This is a genomic window from uncultured Thiodictyon sp. (assembly GCF_903946935.1).
Taxonomy (GTDB): domain Bacteria; phylum Pseudomonadota; class Gammaproteobacteria; order Chromatiales; family Chromatiaceae; genus Thiodictyon.
In genome coordinates, this window is sequence record NZ_CAJAXH010000021.1 from 40,345 (window position 1) to 62,248 (window position 21,904).

Annotated in this window: 22 protein-coding genes; 17 read left to right on the forward strand and 5 right to left on the reverse strand. The window is 66.7% G+C overall.

Translation table 11 applies throughout. From position 1 onward, the window contains the following. Positions 1-90: 90 nt before the first annotated feature. Positions 91-426: a hypothetical protein gene (locus tag QZX93_RS02800; protein ID WP_295383820.1), complete on the reverse strand. Its 336-nt coding sequence runs from the start codon at positions 424-426 to the stop codon at positions 91-93. A gap of 428 nt (positions 427-854) precedes the next feature. On the opposite strand from QZX93_RS02800, the gene rpsT reads away from it, so the two are divergent. Continuing rightward, positions 855-1,118: a 30S ribosomal protein S20 gene (rpsT, locus tag QZX93_RS02805; RefSeq protein ID WP_295383819.1), complete on the forward strand. Its 264-nt coding sequence runs from the start codon at positions 855-857 to the stop codon at positions 1,116-1,118. A 133-nt stretch (positions 1,119-1,251) separates the two neighbouring features. Here the strand turns inward: rpsT and QZX93_RS02810 are convergent, their stop codons facing one another. After that, positions 1,252-1,845, reverse strand: coding sequence for a malonic semialdehyde reductase (locus tag QZX93_RS02810; RefSeq protein WP_295383818.1), 594 nt, complete (start codon positions 1,843-1,845; stop codon positions 1,252-1,254). A gap of 57 nt (positions 1,846-1,902) precedes the next feature. Here QZX93_RS02810 and yrfG point away from each other — a divergent pair, with 57 nt between their 5' ends. Beyond that, the gene (yrfG, locus tag QZX93_RS02815) at positions 1,903-2,595 is read left to right on the forward strand and encodes a GMP/IMP nucleotidase (RefSeq protein ID WP_295383817.1); all 693 of its coding nucleotides are present in this window, start codon (positions 1,903-1,905) and stop codon (positions 2,593-2,595) included. Between the two features lie 49 nt (positions 2,596-2,644). Here yrfG and QZX93_RS02820 read toward each other — a convergent pair whose 3' ends face one another. After that, positions 2,645-4,246, reverse strand: a complete 1,602-nt coding sequence (locus QZX93_RS02820; RefSeq protein WP_295383816.1) for a DEAD/DEAH box helicase — start codon at positions 4,244-4,246, stop codon at positions 2,645-2,647. Between the two features lie 238 nt (positions 4,247-4,484). Between QZX93_RS02820 and trxA the strand changes: the two genes are divergently transcribed. Together trxA and rho are read left to right on the forward strand one after the other, a co-directional pair. After that, positions 4,485-4,811: a thioredoxin TrxA gene (gene trxA / locus QZX93_RS02825; RefSeq protein ID WP_295383815.1), complete on the forward strand. Its 327-nt coding sequence runs from the start codon at positions 4,485-4,487 to the stop codon at positions 4,809-4,811. Between the two features lie 257 nt (positions 4,812-5,068). Then, positions 5,069-6,325 (forward strand): transcription termination factor Rho, encoded by a 1,257-nt coding sequence (gene rho, locus QZX93_RS02830; RefSeq protein ID WP_295383814.1) that lies wholly within the window; start codon positions 5,069-5,071, stop codon positions 6,323-6,325. A 277-nt stretch (positions 6,326-6,602) separates the two neighbouring features. On the opposite strand, the gene modD is transcribed toward rho, so the two are convergent. Then, the gene (modD, locus tag QZX93_RS02835; protein ID WP_295383813.1) at positions 6,603-7,478 is read right to left on the reverse strand and encodes a ModD protein; all 876 of its coding nucleotides are present in this window, start codon (positions 7,476-7,478) and stop codon (positions 6,603-6,605) included. A gap of 912 nt (positions 7,479-8,390) precedes the next feature. On the opposite strand from modD, the gene QZX93_RS02840 reads away from it, so the two are divergent. The 13 genes from QZX93_RS02840 (at position 8,391) to QZX93_RS02900 (ending at position 21,112) form a co-directional block, all read left to right on the forward strand. Further along, positions 8,391-9,437: an ABC transporter substrate-binding protein gene (locus tag QZX93_RS02840; RefSeq protein ID WP_295383812.1), complete on the forward strand. Its 1,047-nt coding sequence runs from the start codon at positions 8,391-8,393 to the stop codon at positions 9,435-9,437. Between the two features lie 116 nt (positions 9,438-9,553). After that, complete coding sequence (locus QZX93_RS02845) at positions 9,554-10,573, forward strand: iron ABC transporter permease (protein WP_295383811.1); 1,020 nt, start codon at positions 9,554-9,556, stop codon at positions 10,571-10,573. Next, a complete protein-coding gene (locus QZX93_RS02850; protein ID WP_295383810.1) occupies positions 10,570-11,406 on the forward strand; it encodes an ABC transporter ATP-binding protein in 837 nt (278 codons plus the stop codon). The genes QZX93_RS02845 and QZX93_RS02850 overlap by 4 nt, the downstream gene beginning before the upstream one ends. Positions 11,407-11,509: 103 nt before the next feature. Continuing rightward, the gene (locus QZX93_RS02855; protein WP_295383809.1) at positions 11,510-12,358 is read left to right on the forward strand and encodes an energy transducer TonB; all 849 of its coding nucleotides are present in this window, start codon (positions 11,510-11,512) and stop codon (positions 12,356-12,358) included. 3 nt (positions 12,359-12,361) lie between these two features. Further along, entirely contained in the window at positions 12,362-13,090 is a 729-nt protein-coding gene (locus QZX93_RS02860) for a MotA/TolQ/ExbB proton channel family protein (protein ID WP_295383808.1), read from the forward strand. Next, positions 13,090-13,512: a biopolymer transporter ExbD gene (locus QZX93_RS02865; RefSeq protein ID WP_295383807.1), complete on the forward strand. Its 423-nt coding sequence runs from the start codon at positions 13,090-13,092 to the stop codon at positions 13,510-13,512. Before QZX93_RS02860 ends, QZX93_RS02865 begins: the two co-directional genes overlap by 1 nt. A gap of 162 nt (positions 13,513-13,674) precedes the next feature. Continuing rightward, positions 13,675-15,900 (forward strand): TonB-dependent receptor, encoded by a 2,226-nt coding sequence (locus QZX93_RS02870; RefSeq protein ID WP_295383806.1) that lies wholly within the window; start codon positions 13,675-13,677, stop codon positions 15,898-15,900. 128 nt (positions 15,901-16,028) lie between these two features. After that, the gene (locus tag QZX93_RS02875) at positions 16,029-16,292 is read left to right on the forward strand and encodes a hypothetical protein (protein WP_295383803.1); all 264 of its coding nucleotides are present in this window, start codon (positions 16,029-16,031) and stop codon (positions 16,290-16,292) included. 60 nt (positions 16,293-16,352) lie between these two features. After that, positions 16,353-17,693, forward strand: a complete 1,341-nt coding sequence (gene miaB, locus QZX93_RS02880) for a tRNA (N6-isopentenyl adenosine(37)-C2)-methylthiotransferase MiaB (RefSeq protein ID WP_295383800.1) — start codon at positions 16,353-16,355, stop codon at positions 17,691-17,693. A gap of 32 nt (positions 17,694-17,725) precedes the next feature. Continuing rightward, positions 17,726-18,754: a PhoH family protein gene (locus QZX93_RS02885; protein WP_295383797.1), complete on the forward strand. Its 1,029-nt coding sequence runs from the start codon at positions 17,726-17,728 to the stop codon at positions 18,752-18,754. A gap of 59 nt (positions 18,755-18,813) precedes the next feature. Continuing rightward, positions 18,814-19,293 carry an rRNA maturation RNase YbeY gene (gene ybeY, locus QZX93_RS02890; RefSeq protein WP_295383794.1) on the forward strand — a complete coding sequence of 160 codons (480 nt, stop codon included), beginning with the start codon at positions 18,814-18,816 and terminating at the stop codon, positions 19,291-19,293. Then, positions 19,290-20,156, forward strand: a complete 867-nt coding sequence (locus QZX93_RS02895; RefSeq protein WP_295383792.1) for a transporter associated domain-containing protein — start codon at positions 19,290-19,292, stop codon at positions 20,154-20,156. Before ybeY ends, QZX93_RS02895 begins: the two co-directional genes overlap by 4 nt. A gap of 197 nt (positions 20,157-20,353) precedes the next feature. Next, on the forward strand, positions 20,354-21,112 hold the full coding sequence (locus QZX93_RS02900) for an N-acetylmuramoyl-L-alanine amidase (protein ID WP_295383790.1): 759 nt from the start codon (positions 20,354-20,356) through the stop codon (positions 21,110-21,112). A 169-nt stretch (positions 21,113-21,281) separates the two neighbouring features. Here the strand turns inward: QZX93_RS02900 and QZX93_RS02905 are convergent, their stop codons facing one another. Then, a complete protein-coding gene (locus QZX93_RS02905; protein WP_295383788.1) occupies positions 21,282-21,875 on the reverse strand; it encodes an HNH endonuclease in 594 nt (197 codons plus the stop codon). Positions 21,876-21,904 lie beyond the last annotated feature (29 nt).

Genomic DNA, 21,904 nt, shown 5'->3' on the forward strand with positions numbered 1-21,904 from the left:
GGCTCAATTAAATTCGTCGGGCGGAGAAGAACTTAATTGAGCCCGACCCCTTAACCCTGCCTTGACTTCAAGACCGCGATCCATTGCCGGTTAACACTTTTTATGGTCTAGACAGTTAGCACAGAAGAATCCACCGCGCCGAAAGGTATTGCCATTGCGTTTTTCTGCGTCTGGATGGTAGCCGGTGGCGTGCTCATAGCCAATGGCGCGGCATCTGAAATCGCCCTCGGTCTGGCGCCCGGACGGGACCTCTCCGAAGGTGGTGGCATTATCCCAAATGTGAGAATCATAGTTGCTACTCGTCGCTGCCGGCAGGAGCTGCGGCGCGATGGCACCGGCGTTTAGCCCTGGCTGACCGGTCGCGCAGCCAACCAGTAGTGTGGTGACGCAGCTAAGAATGGGTAACGTGCGGTTGAGTGTTGTCATGGTGTTGGTTTCTCAGTGTCCAATAACGCGAACATGCCAGCAAGAACTGCTGATCGATAGGTATGATGGGCGGGGGGAAGTGGCTATTCTGTTCGATAACGCACGCAGTTTTGATTAAAGCTCCTATTTTCGGGCGCGAGGTCGGGCGGCCGCGACGAATACGACACATAATCAACGCGCGAAGCAGATGCACCTGACCTGCGGTGGGTAGCGTTGCACCGGCTGGGGTCGTGATCGGCATCGGACAAAGTGTGTTCGATGCGCGGCGAAGCCAGACCGGGCGTCGGTCGGGGCGCGTCGCCAAACCCGGAACGGTCGGGCGGCGGAGATTCTTGCTTGACAGCGGGCTCGAGACTGTGGAAAATACGCGGTCTTTATCCGAGCCCCTGTCCAGGGCTCTTGCCCAACGGATTCCAGGAGACCCCCCCTTGGCCAACTCAGCACAAGCCGAAAAACGCGCCCGTCAGGCCGAGAAGCGTCGTCAGCAGAACGCCTCTCAGCGCAGCACCTTCCGCACCTTCGTCAAGAAGGTCGTCAAGGCCATTGAATCGGGTGACAAGGCGGCGGCGACCGAGGCCTACAAGAGTGCGTTGCCGGAGATCGACGGCGCCACCACCAAGGGGATCATCCACGCCAACAAGGCCGCCCGTCACAAGAGCCGCCTGAACGCCCATATCAAGGCGATGGCGTAAGGCCGATCAGCCCGGCTTGAGCCCCGCCGCGGGGCTCCAGCAAAAAAAGACCGGCTCATGAGCCGGTTTTTTTTGTGCCTGTTGATCGTCGCGCGAAGGTAGCGTCGCGGCGGGGCGCCGCTCCTACGCGGGATCAGAGCAGGGTCACGGCCCGCTCGAACGCCAGGCGCGGGCTGCGGGGGAAGAGCGAGCTCGGCTCGCCGTAACCCAGGGCGATGAGGAAGTTGGAGCGGTAGCGGCCGTCGGCAAAAAACTCGGCGTCAACCTTGGCGTTATCGAACCCGGACATGGGCCCCGCGTCCAGCCCCAGGGCGCGGGCCGCCAGGATCAGATAGGCCCCCTGCAGGGTGCCGTTGCGAAAGGCCGTCGCCTGCGTGAGCTCCGGGTTGGGCGTGAAGAAGCCCGCGGCGTCGGGGTTGTGTGGCCACAGTTCCGGCAGCAGTTCAGCGAAGCGCAGGTCGTGGGCCAGGATGGCCGTCACCGGGGCCTCGCGCACCTTGGCCACGTTGCCCTCCATCAGGGCCGGCACCAGCCGCTCCTTGGCCGCCGCGCTGTGCAGGAAGACGATGCGCGCGGGCTGGCAGTTCATGCTGGTGGGGCCGTAGCGCATCAGGTCATAGAGTTCGCGCAGTTGCGCCTCGGCGACCGGCCGATCCTGCCAGCGGGGGTAGGTGCGCGCGGCCCGGAAGAGCTGATCGAGCGCCTGGGTGTCGAGCGGTTGGTTCATGAGGGGTGGTCTCCGGTGAGTCTGATGGCCGATTCTAAAACAAGGGGAGCCGAGACGATGACCATGACCGAGCGCGCCGGCATCGATTGGGGCCGCATCGACGACTGTTTTCTGGACATGGACGGGACCCTGCTCGACCTGCACTTCGATAACCATTTCTGGTTGGAGCACGTCCCGCGCCGCTACGCCGAGGCCCGCGGGGTTACCCTGGAGGCGGCCAAGGCGCAATTGCAAGGCCATTCCCGGGCGATCGAGGGGACGCTCGACTGGTACTGCCTGGACCACTGGAGCCGCGAGCTCGGGCTGGACATCGCGCTACTCAAGGCGGAGGTCGACCACCTGATTGCGGTGCATCCGCATGTGGTGGACTTCCTGGAGGCCCTGGCCGCCCGCGGCAAGCGCCGTGTCCTGGTGACCAATGCGCATCATAAGTCACTGGCGCTCAAGATGGGCCGTACGCGCCTCGCCGGTCACTTCGAGCACATCGTCTCATCCCATGCCCTGGGATTGCCGAAGGAGTCGCCGGACTTCTGGCCGCGCCTGCATGCGATCCTGCCATTCGACCCGGCCCGCACCCTGTTTGTCGACGACAGCCTGAGCGTGCTGCGCTCGGCCCGCACCTACGGGTTCGGTGCGTTGCGCGCCGTGCTGCAACCCGACTCCCAGGCGCCCCGGCGGGTGCAGGACGAGTTCCCGGGCATCGTCGACTTCGCCGAGCTGCTCCCGGGGCTTGGTGCCTCAAGCGGTTAAGGTGATCCAGTGTCCGCAGCGCGCGGTGTGCTTCGCGGTACTGGATCGCTCAGGACTCCGTGGGCCCGCCGGCTGGCCCGTCCGCTGCCGGCGTGGCGGTTTGGGCATCGCCCGGCTTGGCCGCGGGCTTGCGCCGCCGCCGCCGGCGCTTCTTTGCCGGCTCCGGGCCGGCCTGCGGGGACGGCCCGGATGGCTCGGACGGTCCGGCGGACGAGGTGAGTGCGGCCTGTTCGGGCGCAGGGCGCTCCCGGCGTGGGGGCGCCGCTGCCGCGGGTGCCTCGGGGGGCGTGGTCGGCGCCGCGACCGTGGGCCGATCCGCCGGTCGCGGGCGTTCCGGGCCGCGTGGTCCGTCGCGCCGGCTGGGGCCGCCCGGGCTGCGGCCGCGTGGACCGCCGCTACCCGGGGGGCCGCGCCCGTCGCGGTCGGTGCGGTATTCCCGATCCTCGCGCTCCGGGCGCAGGCGCGAGCGGTAGTCGATCTCGGGCAGCAGGGCGGACTCGATCGGCTCGACCGGCACCTTGGCGCCGATGAAGCGCTCGATGTCCGGCAGGCAGAAGGCATAGGTCTCGCACACGAAGCTGATGGCGTCCCCGGCCGCCCCGGCGCGGGCGGTGCGCCCGATGCGGTGGACATAGTCCTCCGCGTCCTCCGGCAGGTCGTAGTTGACCACATGGGTCACGTCCGGGATGTGCAGACCGCGCGCCGCGACATCGGTGCCCACCAGGACCGGCAGGTCGCCGTCGGTGAAACTCTTGAGCAGTTTCAGGCGTTTTTTCTGGGGGACGTCGCCCGAGAGCACGGCAGTGTTGATCCCGTTGCCCTGGAGGTAGCCCCAGACCCGGTCGGCCTCGCGCTTGGTGTTGACGAAGACCATCACCCGCGGGTCCTCCCAGGTGCGCACCAGCCCGATCAGCAGCGGGATCTTCTCCGAGTTGGCGGTCATGTAGCAGCGCTGGCGCACGCGGTCGGCCGTCACCGTTTCCGACTCGATCTTGACCAACTGGGGATTGTTCATGTGCTCGTAGGCGAGCTCCAGGACCCGATAAGACAGGGTCGCGGAGAACAGCATCCCCAGGCGCGCCTCCGGCGGCGGCATGCGCTTGAAGAGGAAGCGGATGTCCTTGATGAACCCCAGGTCGAACATGCGGTCCGCCTCGTCGAGCACCACCACCTCGACCCGGCTGAGGTTAAAGACGTGCTGCTTGAAGTAGTCGATCAGACGCCCGGGGGTGCCGATCAGGATGTCGACGCCCGCCGCCAGCGCGTCGCGCTGTTCCTGATAGCCGGTACCGCCGAACACCAGCCCGACGCGAAACCCGGTGTGGCGGGCGAGGAGCAGGGTATCGTGGTGGATCTGCACCGCCAATTCCCGGGTGGGCGCCACGATCAGTGCGCGCGGTTGGGCCGGGTGGTCGGACGGTGGCGGCTGCGCGGCCAGCAGACGCTCCAGGATCACCAGGAGGAAGGCGGCGGTCTTGCCGGTGCCGGTCTGGGCCTGGCCCGCGATGTCCTGGCCGGCGAGCGCAACGGGCAGTGTGGCGGCCTGAATCGGGGTACAGTGGGAGAATCCGGCGTCGGCGAGACCTTCAAGTACACTCAGATCAAGGTCAAAGTGGTCGAACCGGGTCGCGGTCAGGTGTGTCTCTGTCATTGAAATCCTTCAATTGTTCTCAACGGTCGCAGCCCACCCAAGGCAAGGCTTGCAAATTCTTTGCGCTTTGGATCAAATAGCATCTTAACCCTTGGGCATAAAACTGCGCTAATTTGCCGCTTGCTGCCTGCCCCTGACTCAGTCTGGAACCGGATTCCCCGCCCGGCCGTACCCTCGGCCCGTGAGTCTTGAGGCCTGCCCCGGCGGCCCTGCGCAACACCAAACGGAGTCCACAGTAGTGAGCGATAACATCGTCCATGTGACCGATGTCTCTTTTGAGGATGATGTGCTGAAATCCTCTATCCCAGTTCTGGTAGACTTCTGGGCCGATTGGTGCGGGCCCTGCAAGATGATCGCCCCGGTGCTCGACGAGATCGCCGACGAGTATGTCGGCCGGCTCACGGTCGCCAAGCTCAACATCGACGAGAACGCCAAGACCCCGCCGGTCTATGGTATTCGCGGTATCCCCACCCTGAAACTGTTCCGTGAGGGTGAGGTGGTCGCGGAGAAGGTCGGAGCGGTGTCCAAGTCGCAGTTGACGGCCTTCATCAACACCAATCTCTGATTCCCCGGTGGCCCCGCGCGCGGGGTCCAAGGCGCTTCCCGGCCCGCCGATCCCTGGCCGGTGCGATCCAATTCTGCGGGATCGCCAGTTTTCGTGCGTGTACGCCCACCAGTGCGCGTGCCCCGTGTCAATCGAATCCACGCGGCGTTCGTCCGGACGCCCCCTCCGCGGTGCAGCCCCCCGAGTCGTCTCCCCTTGACGCCGATCCCTCGCGGGACGCCCAGCACCTCCCCTGACCTCTGCCTCAGAAGACCCGAATGAATCTAACCGAACTAAAAAAGACGCCGGTGCCCGAGCTGGTCGAGCTGGCGCAGTCCATGGAGATCGAAGGTGTCGGCCGCTCGCGCAAACAGGACCTGATCTTCGCCATCCTCAAGGCCCAGGCCAAGCGCGGTGAGGACATCTACGGCGACGGGGTCTTGGAGATCCTGACCGACGGCTTTGGTTTCCTGCGCTCTGCCGACGCCTCCTATCTGGCCGGGCCGGACGACATCTATGTCTCCCCCAGCCAGATCCGCCGCTTCTCCCTGCGTACCGGCGACACCATCTCCGGCAAGATTCGCCCGCCCAAGGACGGGGAGCGCTATTTTGCGCTGCTCAAGGTCAACGACATCAACTTCGATCGGCCCGAGAACGCCAAGTCGAAGATCCTGTTCGAGAACTTTACCCCGCTCTTCGCCCAGAAGCGGCTCACGCTGGAGATCGGCAACGGCAGTACCGAGGACCTGACGGCGCGCACCATCGATCTGGTGGCACCCATCGGCAAGGGTCAGCGCGGCCTCATCGTGTCCCCGCCAAAGGCCGGTAAGACCATGATGTTGCAAAACATCGCGCAGTCCATCGGGCACAACCACCCGGACTGCTATCTGATCGTGCTGCTGATCGACGAACGCCCGGAGGAGGTCACTGAAATGTCGCGCTCGGTGCGCGGCGAGGTCATCTCCTCCACCTTCGACGAGCCCGCCACCCGCCATGTGCAGGTGGCCGAGATGGTGATCGAGAAGGCCAAGCGGCTGGTGGAGCACAAGCGCGACGTGGTGATCCTGCTCGACTCCATCACGCGGCTGGCGCGCGCCTACAACACCGTGATCCCCTCCTCCGGCAAGGTACTCACCGGCGGTGTGGACGCCAACGCCTTGCAGCGCCCCAAGCGCTTCTTCGGCGCCGCCCGCAACATCGAGGAGGGCGGCTCGCTTACCATCCTCGCCACCGCCCTGGTCGATACCGGCTCGCGCATGGACGACGTCATCTACGAGGAGTTCAAGGGTACCGGTAACATGGAAATCCACATGGACCGGCGGATCGCCGAGCGGCGCATCTTCCCCTCCATCAACATCAACCGCTCCGGCACCCGCCGCGAAGAGTTGCTGATGCCCGCCGCCGAGCTCCAGAAGATGTGGATCCTGCGCAAGATCCTGCATCCCATGGACGAACTGGCCGCCATGGAGTTCCTGCACGACAAGCTCAAGACCACCAAGACCAACGGTGAGTTCTTCGACTCCATGAAGGGCTGAGGCGCAGGATCCAGCACCCAGGACCAGGGAGTGTCCGCACATCGACGTCAATGAGTAGACGCCAGGCGGGGGGCGCGAGGCGCGGACCCCGCCAGCCCCGCGACCGGGGCGGTTCAGCCTAAACCCGGGAATTGCTCACGCCAAGGCGCCGAGCTCGCCAAGCAATACAATCGGGTAGAGCCACTCTCCAGGTCACCCTCCGGGTGACTGCCGCAACGCTGATAACGCACTGAAAAGCCTTGGCGAGCTTGGCGCCTTGGCGTGACAACCGCTCCTTCTAGGTGCAGAGGCCCGCGTCTGCCAGGCCCAGACTAAACCGCACCTGTACATCCCGCGGCGGCGCCTGATGGGGGGCCGAGGTGACCAGTAGTCTGGCGCCGGCCCGGGCATAGTCCTCGGCATTGCGGGCATTGACGCCGCCCGCCGCGGCGACGACGCTCGTCGAGCCCCGTGCGGCGAGGGCCGCAACCACCTCCGCCACGGTCTGCGGCGAACACTTTTCCAATTGCAGCACGTCCGCCTCGGCCCAGATGAGCGCCTCCTGCACCGTGCCGACCTCCACCACCACCCGCTTCTCCGGGCACTGCCGGCGCAGTCGCGCGATGGTCTGGGCAGGAGATTCCGACCCCAGAAACTGCCGATGCTCGGCGAAGATCAGCAGGGTCTCCGAGAGCCCGGTGCGATGCATCACCGCACCCCCGGCGAGCAGTGACTTGACCGCCAACCGGCGGTTGCCCGGGACGTTCTTGCGGGTCCCGGCCACCAGGGCCTGGGGGTCGCCCCGCCGGGCGGCGGCGACGATGGCCGCCGCGCTGGTGGCGATACCGGAACACCATTCGACCAGGGTCTGGGCGGTCTTCCAACCCGCATGCAAGGCGCTGGCGCTGCCGCTGGCCTCCAACAGTAGGGTCTCGGTCGGCGCCTCGGCCCCCGAGTGGACCAGCAGCCGCCCCTGCGCCCCACATAATTCAAAAAGCCTTAGCGCCTCCTCGACGCCGCAGACCACCATGGGGTCCCGGGCGAAGAAGCGGATGGTCCCCGGCTGTCGGGCGATTCCCAGCGACTCGGTGGTGAGGTCGCCAAACGGGACATCCTCGCCGAGCAGTTGCTGGAGTGCGTGGTCAGCGAGGACGCTGGGGGTGGCTGAGATCATCGAGGGGGTCTCCGATTGGAATGCGCAAGCGCGGACCCGCTTGAGAGCCCGACCAAATGGGTCAGTCTAGGCTACAGCGGAGGCAACCTCAACCATCGCGGCGGGCGGCCCCGCCTCGCGCGGCTTCATCTGGCCGCTTTGTTGCTTATCAAATAGCGAGATGGGTGATTCCTGACAAACGGAACATTGATTTATCGCAATATACTGTTTGTAAAGGTCTCGCGTCGAGTTCCAGTGTGGAGCTGGTTTCTTCACATTTAGTTTACGCTATATCCAGATCGATATAGGCTCCGCGACGCCCGTCGCGTCGGGCCGCCCCGCCCGATCGGTATCCTCTCGGTCGGCAACGATGGCAAGACGGCCGATGGCTCGGTCTGAGGCGTGTCCGTCAAGCCATCGACAGCCCGATCCTCCGCCGCGCCTGCCAGCCTAAATCCGGAAGTTGCCGCTCACGCCATGGCGCCAAGGCGCCAAGAACGATCAAGGGCCTGTGGGCAGCATCGGAATCGCCGGACGGGTGAGTCGCCAAGCGGCGATAACGCATTGAAAAAACTTAGCGAGCTTGGCGCCTTGGCGTGAGCGCTGTTCTTTCTAGGGTCAACGCCAAGGCTCGGTCCGCCCTCGCCCTCGCTGCGCCGGGGTCGCCCTGTCTTGCCCTCACGCGCCAAGTCTTGTCGCTAAGTCGACGAATCCACCTGAATGTCTTGTCTGTTCTTAAGTGTACGCTATATATAATTATAATGACGATAGCTTTATGTATGTTCGATAAGGTATTTTTTTGCAAATATAGTTATGGTACGATTTATGCTTAAGAAATAGCGATACCTAACCTACGAGCAGTTCACGATGCATCTTGTCTTACATCAAGCCCTTGGCGGCCTCCGGTCTCACCCTGCGGTTCGCCGCCTGGGCGTGGCTGGCCTCCTGTGTCTACTGCCGCTCTGGGGGCTTGGCCCGGGGACAAGCCAGGCCCGCGAGGTGCAGGACATGGCCGGTCGCACGGTGGCCGTCCCCGATCCGGTCGCCCGCCCCTTCGGCGCCGCCCCCCCCTTGACCGCCTTGTTGCTGGCCCTGGCCCCAGACCTGGTCCATGCACTCAATATGCCCTTAGCGCCGGGCGCACTGGACTATCTGCCGCCCCCCGCGGCGCCCTTGCCGGTGTTGGGCAGCGCCATGGGCCATGGGCGCCAGATCAATCCGGAGGCCCTGCTGGCGGTGCGGCCGGACCTGGCGCTGGCCTGGCTGAACGCCGCCTCCGACCTGGACCAGGCGGGGATCGAGGCGCCCTTCCGGAAGATCGGCGTACCTGTGTTCTTTCTGAAACTGGACACCCTGGAGGATTGGCCGGCGGCCTTCGAGACGGCGGGTCGGCTGTTGGGCCGGGAGGCGCGCGCCCAAGCGCTGGCCGACTACATCCGCGCGGCCCAGGCGCGGGTCACGGCGGCGGTGTCAGGGATCGCGTCGGCCCAGCAGGTGCGGGTCTACTACGCCGAGGGCCCGGACGGTCTGGCGACTGACTGCAACACCTCCTTTCATACAGAGGCGATCGCCCTGGCCGGGGCCTACAACGTCTACCGCTGCACCGCCAAGACCATGGTCGGGCAGGAGCGGGTGAGTCTGGAGCAGGTGCTGCTGTGGCAGCCCCAGGTCCTGCTGGTGCAGGACCCGGTCTTTGCCCGCACGGTTCGGCACGACCCCCGCTGGGCCCAGGTGCCGGCCGTGGCGGCTGGGCGGGTGATCGCGATCCCCCGGCTGCCGCTGAACTGGATTGATCGGCCGCCGTCCTTCATGCGGGCACTGGGCATCCAGTGGCTCGCCAACGCACTCTATCCGGAGCGTTTGCCCCTGGACCTGGAGGCCGAGACCCGGCGCTTCTATACGCTCTTCTTTGGGGTCGAACCCACCCAGGCGCAGGTCGCGGCCCTGCTCCACGTCGATTCCGCGGGTACGGCCCCTTGAGTCGGCCGATCCCACTGCGGGCCAGCGCCTTAAGCCCGGGCTTGGCCGCAGCCGCGGGCCGGCCAGCCCGCACCGCGCCGACGGCAACGCGCCCCCCGGTCGCGGATCGGGGGCGGGTGGCCGAATCCCACCCGTTCGGTTGGTTGCTGGCGCTCGCACTCCTGTTGCCGGTGGCCATGCTGTTGTCACTGTCCTACGGGCGTTTTCCGCTGACCCCAGGCGAGGTGGCGGCCACCCTGATGGGCCTCGCCGACCCGGACGCGGGGCCGGCGCGCGCTGGCCTCTTGCAGAGTCTAGTCTATGAGATCCGGTTGCCGCGGGTGTTGGCGGCGGCGTTGATCGGCGCGGCCCTGGCCGCCTCCGGGACGGCCTATCAGGCGGTCTTCGTCAACCCGCTGGTCTCGCCGGGGATCCTGGGGGTGCTGGCCGGGGCCAGTTGTGGGGCGGCCCTGGGGTTGCTGGCGGGGCAGGGCTGGTGGCTGGTGCAACTCCTGAGCATCGGCGGCGGGCTGGCGGCCATGCTGGTGGGCATTGGGATCGGCCGACTGTTCGGGGTCCAGTCCCTGGTCATGCTGGTGTTGGGCGGCATCTTCTCCGGCGCACTGTTCTCGGCCCTGCTGTCACTGGTCAAGTACCTGGCCGACCCCTACGAGCAGTTGCCGGCCATCGTCTACTGGCTGATGGGTAGCCTGGGGCAGGTCGATGGGGCGACCCTGTGGCGGCTCGCCCCGCCGATGCTGGCCGGCATCCTGGGTCTGGCGGTGCTGGGGCGTGCCTTGGATGCACTCGCCATGGGGGACGACGCGGCGCGCTCGCTCGGGGTGCCGGTGCGGGCGGTGCGTGGCATGGTCATCGGCTGCGCGACCGTCGCCTCGGCCCTGACGGTCGCCATCGCCGGGACGATCGGCTGGGTGGGGCTCCTGGTGCCGCACATGGCGCGCCTCCTGGTCGGGCCGCTCAACCGCTATTTGGTGCCGGCCAGCGCCCTGCTGGGGGCGGTCTTTCTCTTGGCCGCCGACGCCCTGGCGCGCGGTCTGGGGGATACCGAACTGCCCATCGGCATCGTCACCGAGTTGGTTGGCCTGCCCATCTTCCTCCTGGTGTTGCGCAACGTGCGCCGGGGCTGGGGGTCATGAGCGGGGCACCGTTACTGGAGGCGCGGGGCCTGCGTTACGCCTACCCCGGCGCCGGCACCGAGGTCCTGAGCGGGATCAGTCTGGGCGTCCGCGCGGGGCAGGTCGTCGCCCTGCTCGGGGCCAACGGCAGTGGCAAGAGCACCCTGCTGCGGCTCCTGCTGGGGTTGCTGGCGCCGGGGGCGGGCAGCGTTTGGCTGGACGGTCGAGCGCTGACGGCCGTTAGCCGCCGGGCGGCGGCACGGCGCCTCGCCTATGTCCCGCAACTGCACAGCGTCCCCTTTCCGTATCTGGTGCGCGATCTGGTGGCCCTGGGGTGTATCCCACGCCGCGGACTCTTCCGGACCTTGGGGCCGACGGATCATGCGGCGGTGGGGGCCGCGCTGGAGCGACTCGGGATCGGCCACCTGGCGCAGCGGCCCTACACGGGGCTGTCGGGGGGTGAGCGCCAACTCTGTCTGATCGCCCGCGCACTGGTGCAGGAGGCCGCGGTCATCCTGATGGACGAGCCGGTGACCGGACTCGACTACGGCAACCAATGGCGTCTGCTGGCCCTGTTGCGGGAGCTGGCGGCCGAGGGGCGGGCGGTGGTGGCGACCACCCACTATCCGGACCATGCACTCAGTACCGCGGATCGGGTGGTGCTGCTCCATGAGGGCCGGTTACTGGCGGACGGCACGCCGGAGACCGTGGTGACCCCGGCCAATCTGCATACCCTCTACCGGATCAAGGTGAGTACCCACCGGGTCCCCGGCGGCCCCCTGGCCCTGGTGCCGACCCTGCTCGGGCGCCCGGCGTTGGGGCCGACCCGGACCCAGGGGGTGTGCCATGGCTGATACCGCCTTAACCGCGGCGGGTCGGTCCTGGTTGCCGCAGCGGCCAGCTGACCGTGAAAGTCGCGCCGGGAGCGCGCTCAAATTATCCCTCCCCTATTGGGGAATGGCGGGGTGGGGGAACGGCCAAGGCGCCCGCCACTTTCATTTTTCGGGGTGGTGCGGGCGCCATGGCCGTTACGGCACCAGTACGCTGTGGCTCGCCGCCGTTGCGCTCGCCCATGGCGCGGTCGGTCTGGCGCTGGTGCAGCGCCTGGGGACCCCGCCCGAACCGCTGCCGGTGACGGTGTTTGCGGTCGCCTGGCTGGCGCCCACGCCCGCCGCCGGGTTGGCCGAACCCGCGCCCGCGGCGCCGCCCGCGCCCCTGGCGGTTCAGGCGCCGGCCAGCGAGCCGCCGCCAGCCGCCGTGCCCGTGCCGCTCATCTCCAGTCCGGCGCCGGTCGCAGCGGCTCGACCAGCGCCGGTGCGTCAGGTCAAGGCGCGCGTCCCGGCCAAGCGCAAGGTCGCCGAGCCCAAGTCTCGCCCACGTCAGTCCAAGGTGCTGCGCCAGGCCAGACCCGTTGAGTCGAAGCCCCGGCCGGCCGGCCCGGCAGTCCCCGCCGCCGCGCGCGCCGAACCTGCGACCGGCGCCGCCCGCGCTCAGGCACCGGCCGCCCGCTCGGCTGGCCCGGCGACCCAGCCCAGTTTCCACGCCGGTTACCTGCGCAACCCAGCCCCCGCTTACCCGGAGGCGGCCCGCCGCCGCGGCGAACAGGGGCGCGTGCTCCTGCGGGTGCAGGTGAGCCCCGCCGGTCTGCCCCAGTCGATCGGAATCCAGTCGGCGAGCGGCTCGTCGGCGCTCGATCGGGCCGCCCTGGCGGCGGTCCAGCGCTGGCGCTTCGTCCCGGCCCGTCAGGGCGGGCGGGCGGTGACCGGTACGGTCCTGGTGCCCCTGTCTTTTTCGCTGCGGAGATAATCCTTGAACGACCTCATCCCAAACGGCCCCGAGCTCCCCTTGGGTCTCACCCACTTCATCACCCAGGCCGACGCCCTGGCCCTCGGGGTGCTGGGCCTGCTGCTGGTCATGTCGGTGGCCTCCTGGACCCAGATCCTGGCCAAGTCCTGGGCCGCTTGGCGCCGCCGCCGGCGCTCCCGCGCCTTCCTGATCGGCTTCCGGGAACGCGCGAGCGTTACCGCGGCGGACCTTGCCCCCTTGGCCCAGCGCCCGAGCGAGCCCTTTGCCCGCCTCGCTCTGGCCGGGTTGAGCGCCCAGGCCGGGTTGCACCCGCTGTCCGACCCGGCCGCCCCGGGGCGCGACACGCCCATCGTCCGCGCCCTGGTCCAGACCATCGCCCACGAGACCATCCGCCTGGAGTCCGGGCTGACACTCCTGGCCTCGATCGCCTCGACCGCCCCCTTCGTGGGTCTGTTCGGCACCGTCTGGGGGATCTATCACGCCCTGCTCGGGATCGGGCGCGCGGGTCAGGGGAGCCTGGATCAGGTGGCTGGGCCGGTTGGTGAGGCACTGATCATGACCGGGCTGGGGCTCGCGGTCGCCATCCCCGCGGTGCTTGCCTATAACGCCTTCAACCGCGGCAATCGGGTGCTGATCGACCGGCTGGAGGGCTTTGCCCATGACCTGTTGAGTTTCCTCGCCGGCCATGTCCGCGACGCGGGTGCCGGCGTGGCCGTCGCGGAGGCCGGCTGATGGCCTTCGGTGACCTTGGACACGGCTCGCAGACCCGTCCGCTGGCCCAGATCAACATGATCCCGCTGATCGACGTGATGTTGGTGCTCCTGATCGTCTTCATGATCACGGCGCCGCTGCTGACGCATCGTCTGGGTCTGGAACTGCCCCAGGCGAGCAGCCTGCCGCAGCCGGCGAACCCGGACGCCATCCGCCTGGAGATCCAGGCCGACGGCACCCTGACCTGGAACGCTGAACCGCTGACCGACGAGGCGCTGGCGCAACGCATGGCCGCGGCCGCCGCCGGGCCGACGATCCCTGAACTGCATGTCCTCGCCGACCGTCGCGTGCCCTACGGGCGCGTCGCCCAGGTGCTGGCGGGGGCTGGGCGTGCTGGATTGAACCGCATCGGGTTCGTCTCCGAGCCCGCACCGCAACCCTAACCCTAACCCTAACCCTAACCCTTAAACCAACGAAGAACTCCGCGCAGCATGAATGCCCATCGACTTCAATCAGACACTGGTATCGCACCGGGTCAAAGGAACCGGAACCCATCGGGCCAGTGGCCCCAGCCGCGGTGGCGCTGGCCACTGATCGGTTTGGCGGTGCCCGCCTTGCTGGCGCTCGCCCCCGGGGCGAGCGGCGAGGAGGCCCCCCAACTGGGGACCGTGGAGGTCTCCGCCGATGCCCCGACCGGGGCCAACGTCTCGCTGCCGAGCGACACGGCGACCGTCTACGAGGTGGGGCCCGCGGGGGTCCAGCTCTGGGGCGGGGCCGGTGCGACTAACCCCTATCGCACGGCCAGTGGGATGCCCGGGGTCAACGCGCAGACCCCGGACGCCTATGGTCTCACCAACATTCCGGGCGGGGTGAAGGGGATGCGGGTGCGCGGCGAACTCAGCACCCATGGCGGCACCGGTACCATTGAGGGTCTGTCGCTCACCGGCATCGGCCCCGGGCCAGGGTATCAGTGGCTGTTCGACGCCGAGAACTTTGCCGCGGTCTCGCTGGCCCAGGGCCCCATCGCCCCGGACCGGCTCGCCTTCTACACCACCAGCGGGGCGCTCGATACGCGCCTGCTCTGGCCCCAGGAGCAACTGGGGTTCCAGATCAATCAAACGGTCGGCTCCTTCGCCCTGAACCGCACCTTTGCCCGGGTCGACTCCGGGCGGTTGCCCGACGGCACCGCCTTCTTCGTATCCGGTTCAGTGACCGATGCCGACAAATGGCGCGGACCGGGCGCGACCCCCGCGGGCAGGCAGCACCTGGAGGCGGCCCTGTCGCGACCGCTCGGCGAGCGCGGGAACGTCAAGATCTATGCCGCCTATACCGACATGCAGATGGACAACTACCGCGCCCTGACCTATGCCCAGACGCGGGACTTGGGCACCTATCGCTTCTACGACTTCGCCGACACGGCCACCACGAATCCCCTCCAGGCGGCGACCTATTACCAGTACAACCGCCAAAGTTTTAAGGACTGGGCCATCTTCTCCGAGCTGTCCTGGAAATTCGGAGAGGCCACTGAGGTGGTCTTCAAGCCCTTCTATGTGAATGAGGAGGGTTACTACCTGGACGGGACGTCCACGGGCAAGGTGCGCCAGTGGCTGATGGACCACGACTGGTACGGCGCCACGCTGGAGCTGACCACCCGGTTGGTCGGAACCGACCTCAAGGTCGGCTACTGGTGGGAATCCATGGACCCCCCAGGCCCGCCCACCGCCTGGAAGATGTACACCCCCAACGCCTCAGGCTCCCTCGCGGGGCCGGTCGCCTGGACCATCCTGGCCGACGTGGCGCAGCGGCGCCGATATGAAAGCTTCTATGCCATTGCCGACCGTCAGATCGGTGCGCTCCAGGTCCAGGGCGGGCTGCGCACGGTGAGCGATACCCAGCCGGGGCTCCATTTCTATGACACCACCGGCCTCGGCGATGTGTCCTATGACCAGGCACTGGCCCAGTCCAAAGGGGTGATCGCCGGCCGCAGCGTCGCCCCGATCACCATGAACGAGGTGCTGCCCTTCCTGTCAATGGCCTATGAGCTCAGTCCGCGCGTGCTGCTGCGCACCGCGCTGGGGCGCAACTACGGCGCCCCGAGCTTCGACCTGTGGCCGGTCTACCAGTCGTACTATGCAGTCTTCAAGGCCCGCGGCATCACCGCCAATCAACTCTGGCAGGCGATGCGCCCCGAGACCGCCGACGCAGTGGATGTCGGGATGCGCCTGACCTTTGAGCGCGGCTGGTTGGAACCGACCCTATATTACGCCCGCTACTACAACAAGAGCGTCGCCTATGACCCGGATGGAGCTGGTCCACTGGTGCCCTTCTCCCAGAACGTCGGGCAGAGCCGCGGCTGGGGTGTACAGTTGACCGGCTACTGGCGGCCGCTGGCGGGGCTGGACCTCTTCGGCTCGCTCTCCTACGACAACAACCAGTTCGTCGAGGACCTGCCGCTCTTCACCGGTGGCACCTTGGCGGTTTCAGGGTTACAACTGCCGGACGTGCCCCTGTGGTCGGCCAAGGTCGGCGCCACCTGGAGCCGCGGCGCCTTTGCCGTTTCGCCGGTCGTGCGCTATACGGATTCGCGTTACGGTGACACCCAGCATACCCAGCAGGTCCCCGGCTATACCACGGTCGACCTCACCTTGCGTTACCAACACCGCATCCCGCGCGGCATGCTCACCGCCAGCGTGACCTGCACCAACCTGTTTGACGCTCAGTACATCGGGTTCATCAACGCGAGCTATTACCAGACCTTCGACACCAGCAGCGCCTATTACTACCCCGGGGCGCCGCGCGCCGTGGTGGCGCAGGTGTCACTGGCCTTTTGATCCAGCCATCCGCGCGGCGCCCGCGATCGGTTGGGCGCCGCCGCCACCGCTGATCGAGCAATTTCTGCGGCGGCGTTCCGCGAGTCGGTATTGCTCGTCATTCCGGCCGGGACGCCGGAATCCAGGCCATGGACGGCACCCTCTCGGCCGCCGCGGACTCACAGAATATTGCGGGCCGGCCGGAACGACTCAAGGTCTGGCGCGACGGCGCCCCGGACCCGCTGACCGAGGGTCTGGCGCAGTTGGACGGTTATCTGGCGGGCCTGGGGTTGGACTGGGGATGGCTGGTGATCTTCGACCGCCGGGCGGGGCAGCCGCCCATGGCCGAGCGCACCGCGAGCCAGCAGGCGCAGAGTCCCCAGGGGCGTTGCATTGAGGTGGTGTGCGCTTGACCCCGCGTGGCGCCGCCGAGCCTGGACCGGGCGCCCCCCTTCCGTTACCCTCAGCGCACGATGACCAGAAAGCTTTATATCCAAACCTACGGCTGCCAGATGAACGAGTACGACTCCGCCCGTCTGGCGGATGTGCTGCGCGAGTCCCATGGCCTGGTGCTCACCGAGCACGCGGAAGACGCCGACGTGCTGCTGCTCAACACCTGCTCGATCCGCGAGAAGGCGCAGGAGAAGGTGTTCTCCCAGCTCGGACGCTGGCGGCCCTGGAAGCTGGCGCGCCCCGATCTCGTGATCGGCGTGGGCGGTTGTGTGGCGAGCCAGGAGGGGGAGGCGATCCGCACCCGCGCACCCTATGTCGATCTGGTGTTCGGCCCCCAGACCCTGCACCGCCTGCCGCAGATGCTCGACGCGCTGGCGGCGGGTCGGCAGCCCCTGGTGGACGTGTCCTTTCCGGTGGACGAGAAATTCGACTGCCTGCCCGCGCCGCAGGCGGACGGCCCGACGGCCTTTGTCTCGGTGATGGAGGGCTGCTCGCGGTTCTGCACCTATTGTGTGGTGCCCTACACCCGGGGTGCGGAGGTCAGCCGGCCCTGCGCCGATGTGGCTTCCGAGGTCGCGGCCCTGGCCGTTCAGGGGGTGCGGGAGGTCACCCTGCTGGGCCAGAACGTCAACGCCTATCGTGGACGGTTGGACGCTGGGGGCGTGGCGAACCTGGCGGCACTGATCCGCCAGGTGGCGGTCATCGACGGCATCGACCGCATCCGCTTCACCACCAGCCACCCCTTGGCCTTTTCCAAGTCGCTGGTCGATGCCTATCGGGAGGTACCGCAGTTGGCGAGCCTGTTGCACCTGCCGGTGCAGTCGGGTTCCGACCGCATCCTGGCCGCCATGCGGCGCGGCTACACGGCGCTGGAATTTCGCTCCAAGATTCGGGCGATCCGGGAGGCGCGCCCCGACATCCTGATCTCGTCCGATTTCATCGTCGGCTTCCCCGGGGAGACCGAGGCCGACTTTGCCGCGACCCTGGCACTGATCGACGACTGCGCCTTTGATCTGAGCTACAGTTTCATCTACAGCCGCCGCCCCGGCACCCCGGCGGCGGACTATCCGGACGACTGCCCGCTGGAGGTCAAGAAGGAGCGACTGGCCCGCCTGCAACAGCGCATCGAGTCCAACACCCGCGCCTACAGCGCGGCGATGGTGGGTACGGTGCAGTCTGTACTGGTGGAGGGGCCGTCCCGCAAGGACCCCGCCGAACTCTCCGGGCGGACCGAAAACAATCGGGTGGTCAACTTTGCCGGCGCCGCCGACTTGATCGGGCGCTTTGTCGACCTGACCATTACCGAGGCACTGCCGAACTCACTGCGCGGGCGCTTGGCCCCTGGGGCCAGCGTCCGTTGATTCCTCAATCAGCCATCTGAAATCTGAAATTCTTGTCTGCCCAACCTCAATCTCTCGACTTGGAACTGGCCCCGGCGGACAACCCGCGGCTGGCCAATCTCTGCGGACCCTTTGAACAACACCTGCGGCTGATCGAGCGGCGGCTCGGCATCGAGATCAGCAACCGCGGCATGTCCTTCCGGCTCATCGGCGAGGGGGCGGCGGTGCGCCTGGGGGACCAGCTCCTGCGCGATCTCTATGCCGACACCGGCGATGAGGTGCTGAGTCCGGAGGCGATCCACCTGTCACTGCGCGCGCTCGGCGCGGACGACCTGATGGGGGCCGTGGAGAGCCGGTTGCCGGAGCTGATCATCAAGACCAAGCGCGGTCTGATCAAGGCGCGCGGGCCCAATCAGCAGGAATATCTGCACGCCATCGCCCACCACGACATCGCCTTCGGGGTCGGCCCGGCCGGCACCGGCAAGACCTATCTGGCGGTGGCCAGCGCGGTGGAGGCACTGGAGTCGGATCGGGTGCGGCGTCTGTTGCTGGTGCGCCCCGCGGTGGAGGCGGGCGAGCGGCTCGGCTTCCTGCCCGGGGACCTGGCGCAGAAGATCGACCCCTATCTGCGTCCGCTCTATGATGCCCTCTTTGAGATGCTCGGCTTCGAGAAGGTCAACAAGCTCCTGGAGCGCAACGTGATCGAGGTGGCACCGCTCGCCTATATGCGCGGGCGGACCTTGAACGATGCCTTCATCATCCTGGACGAGGCGCAGAACACCACGCCCGAGCAGATGAAGATGTTCCTCACCCGCATCGGCTTCGGCTCCACCGCGGTGATTACCGGCGACGTCACCCAGGTCGACCTGCCGCGCGGTCAACTCTCCGGGCTGCGGCAGGCGGTGGAGGTCTTGAAGGACGTGGACGGCATCAGCTTCACCTTCTTCAATGCCCGTGATGTGGTGCGCCATGCCCTGGTCCAGCGTATCGTCCACGCCTATGAGGCCTTCGATCGGCCGGAGCCATTGGGACGACCCAATGGATCAAAAAACAAAGACTTGGCCGCAAATGAACGCAAATAAACGCAAATTCATTTTTTTGCGTTCATCCGCGGCACCGTTTTCTTCTTAGGGCTATCGCTATGGAACTCGATCTCGATCTTCAAGTCGCCACCGCGGCGCCCGACCTGCCGACGCAGCCGGACTTTGAGCGCTGGGCCGTCGCCGCCCTGGAGGGTCGGCGGGAGCGGGCGACGCTCACCATCCGCATCGTGGACGTGACTGAGGGCCAGGCACTCAACCTCTACTACCGGGGGCAGGAGCATCCGACCAATGTACTCTCATTCCCCTTCGAGGCGCCGCCCGGACTGCCCGGGGAGGAGGCCGACGACCTGCTTGGCGACCTGGTGATCTGTGCCGCAGTGGTGAGCCGCGAGGCGCAGGAGCAGGGCAAGCCGGCGCCCGCCCACTGGGCCCACCTGGTGGTCCACGGCGTGTTGCATCTGCTCGGTGAGGATCACCTCAACGATCCTGAGGCAGAGCAGATGGAGGGACTGGAAACGGACATCCTGGGCCGGTTAGGATTCCCGCCACCCTACGCGGAGACCCCTGTTACCCCATGACCAGCGATCGATCTACCGACGATTCACGGCCGCGCAACTGGTTCGACCGTTTGACCCAGTTGTTCGGGAGTGAACCGCAAAACCGTGAGCAGCTCATCGAGCTGCTCAAGGATGCCAAGCAACGCGCCCTGCTGGATACCGACGCACTCAGCATGATCGAGGGTGTGCTCCAGGTTTCCGAGCTGCGGGTGCGCGACATCATGATCCCGCGGGCCGAGATGGTCTATGTGCGGCGCGAGGACCCCTTGGAACGGGTGCTGGAGATCGCGGTGAAGTCCGCCCACTCCCGCTTCCCGGTCATCGGCGAAGACAAGGGCGAGGTGGTGGGCGTCATGCTCGCCAAGGACCTGTTGACCTTCTGCGTGGAGAGCGGGCGGCGTCCATTCAATATCCGCGACCTGCTGCGTCCCACCGTCTTTGTCCCGGAGAGCAAGCGACTCAATGTGCTGCTGAAGGAATTTCGCGCCAGCCGCAATCACATGGCGGTGGTGGTCGACGAATACGGCAACGCCGCCGGCCTGGTCACCATCGAGGACGTGTTGGAGCAAATCGTCGGCGAGATCGAGGACGAGCACGACTATGACGAGGGTGCCGAGATCTTCCGCCGCGGCAAGAACGAATACAGCGCCAAGGCGCGCACCCCGATCGAGGACTTCAACGCCTATTTCGCCACCGACCTCTCCGACGCCGAGTTCGACACCATCGGCGGTCTGGTGATCAAGGCCCTAGGCCACCTGCCCAAGCGCGGCGAATCGGTCGACATCCACCCCTTCCGCTTTACAGTCATGCGGGCCGACAGCCGGCGCGTCCATCTGTTGAGCATCGAGCGGCTGGATGTCGAGCCGGAGGGGGAGTTGCCCTAACCCCTCTTCTCGTGACACCGCTGCGGCGGTGTCACGCGTGTGTCAGGCGCTGTGCGCCGCGAGCGCCGACGGCCGGCGCGACGAATAAGCCCGCGAGGCGTTGCGCGCGATAAACTGGCCTGACGGTCGACCGACCTGGCACGACGAGAAATCAGTCACAATGCGGGCCATCTGCGCCGCTGAACGGGACCTTTTCGATGCTAAGACCGATCCTTCGACCGTTCTGTTTATTTTGTCTGGTCCTCTGTGCGGTCGCCGCCGCGGCCCCGGCGCCCGCCTGTTTGCCGGATGGATTCGTCATCGCGCTCGATGTCGGGCATACGCTGCGCAGCCCGGGGGCCACCAGCGCGCGCGGGGTGCCGGAGTTCCGGTTCAATCGGGCGTTGGCCGCGGTGGTCGCGGATGCACTCACCGCCGCCGGTTTCGGCAAGACCTTTATCATTAATGGGGATGGCCGTATCGCCTCGTTGCAAGCGCGGGTGGCCGCGGCCGGTCGCCGCCATGCCGAGCTGTTCATCGCCATCCATCATGACTCGGTACAGCTCCGCTATCTCGACGATTGGACCACGCAGGGCGCGAGCCATCGCTATAGCGATCGGTTTCACGGTTTTTCGCTGTTCGTATCCGAGAAAAACCCCAGGTTTGCGGACAGCCGGCGCTTTGCCACCCTGGTCGGCACCGCCCTGACGACCCGCGGACTGACCCCGACGCTGCACCATGCCGAACCGATCCCCGGGGAGGGGCGAGCATTGCTCAATGCGTCCTTAGGGGTCTATCGTTTTGACGATTTGATCGTGCTTAAAACGGCCAGCATGCCGGCCGTGCTCTTGGAGGCGGGCGTCATTCTGAATCGCGACGAGGAGCTGACGTTGACCGATACCGCCTATCGGCAACGCATCGCCGCGGCCATCGTCGCGGCGGCGCAGCAGTATTGCTCTGGGGTGTCGGGGCGGTGATCTTGGAAAGGACCGCCATCACGCCAAGGCGCCATCGCCCAAGGTTTTTCCGTGCGTTATCGACGTTCAGCCAGTCGCCTGGCGGGTGATCCGGGGCGTGGTGCTGGGCTACCGTATTTCTTGGCGAGCTTGGCGCCTTGGCGTGAGCAATTCCCGGATTTCGGGTGAGTCAACTGCCGGTGCGCCCACGCAGCGGGCTGCTGCGCGGAAAGTGCGCGCGCAGAAATTCCATCTGGTCGGCCAGCACGCCGCGACCCATCAGATAGACATACTCGGCATGGGTCGGGGTGAAGGGTACCGCCAGCAGTTGCATGCCGGCGGCCTCCGGGGTGCGGCCGGCCTTGAAGTTGTTGCAGCGCACGCAGGCGGTGACCACGTTGTTCCAGTGGTCGCGCCCCCCCTGGCTGGAGGGCCGCACATGGTCGCGGGAGAGCTGGCGACTCGGGAAGTGGTCGCCGCAATACAGACAGAGGTGGCCGTCGCGCTGGAACAGGGTCTGGTTCGACAGCGGCGGGACATAGTCGTCCTCAAGCTGGCCCTGGCTGCGATGCAGACCGACGGTGGCGATGATGGACTGGATGAGCAGTTGGCTGCGGCGCCGGGTCGCGGCGTTAATGCCGCCACGCAGGTAAAACAGGGCATCGCCACAGGCGTAGGCGACTTGATCGAGATAATAGAGGCGGGCGGCGGTGCGGTAGTCCACCCACTCGAGCGGCATTCCCGCCAAATCCGTTCGCAGCACCTGTTGGTTCAGTGGCAACATAAGCGGGATAGGGCTCGCAATTTCCAGTC

What these genes read in the sequence shown, in the direction of transcription:
- QZX93_RS02905 (WP_295383788.1), bottom strand. Translation starts at nt 21,875, where the DNA reads ATGTTGCCACTGAACCAACAGGTGCTGCGAACGGATTTGGCGGGAATG.
- QZX93_RS02900 (WP_295383790.1), top strand. Translation starts at nt 20,354, where the DNA reads ATGCTAAGACCGATCCTTCGACCGTTCTGTTTATTTTGTCTGGTCCTC.
- QZX93_RS02820 (WP_295383816.1), bottom strand. Translation starts at nt 4,246, where the DNA reads ATGACAGAGACACACCTGACCGCGACCCGGTTCGACCACTTTGACCTT.
- miaB (WP_295383800.1), top strand. Translation starts at nt 16,353, where the DNA reads ATGACCAGAAAGCTTTATATCCAAACCTACGGCTGCCAGATGAACGAG.
- yrfG (WP_295383817.1), top strand. Translation starts at nt 1,903, where the DNA reads ATGACCATGACCGAGCGCGCCGGCATCGATTGGGGCCGCATCGACGAC.
- QZX93_RS02850 (WP_295383810.1), top strand. Translation starts at nt 10,570, where the DNA reads ATGAGCGGGGCACCGTTACTGGAGGCGCGGGGCCTGCGTTACGCCTAC.
- ybeY (WP_295383794.1), top strand. Translation starts at nt 18,814, where the DNA reads ATGGAACTCGATCTCGATCTTCAAGTCGCCACCGCGGCGCCCGACCTG.
- QZX93_RS02875 (WP_295383803.1), top strand. Translation starts at nt 16,029, where the DNA reads ATGGACGGCACCCTCTCGGCCGCCGCGGACTCACAGAATATTGCGGGC.
- QZX93_RS02855 (WP_295383809.1), top strand. Translation starts at nt 11,510, where the DNA reads ATGGCGGGGTGGGGGAACGGCCAAGGCGCCCGCCACTTTCATTTTTCG.
- QZX93_RS02800 (WP_295383820.1), bottom strand. Translation starts at nt 426, where the DNA reads ATGACAACACTCAACCGCACGTTACCCATTCTTAGCTGCGTCACCACA.
- modD (WP_295383813.1), bottom strand. Translation starts at nt 7,478, where the DNA reads ATGATCTCAGCCACCCCCAGCGTCCTCGCTGACCACGCACTCCAGCAA.
- QZX93_RS02895 (WP_295383792.1), top strand. Translation starts at nt 19,290, where the DNA reads ATGACCAGCGATCGATCTACCGACGATTCACGGCCGCGCAACTGGTTC.
- QZX93_RS02810 (WP_295383818.1), bottom strand. Translation starts at nt 1,845, where the DNA reads ATGAACCAACCGCTCGACACCCAGGCGCTCGATCAGCTCTTCCGGGCC.
- QZX93_RS02865 (WP_295383807.1), top strand. Translation starts at nt 13,090, where the DNA reads ATGGCCTTCGGTGACCTTGGACACGGCTCGCAGACCCGTCCGCTGGCC.
- rho (WP_295383814.1), top strand. Translation starts at nt 5,069, where the DNA reads ATGAATCTAACCGAACTAAAAAAGACGCCGGTGCCCGAGCTGGTCGAG.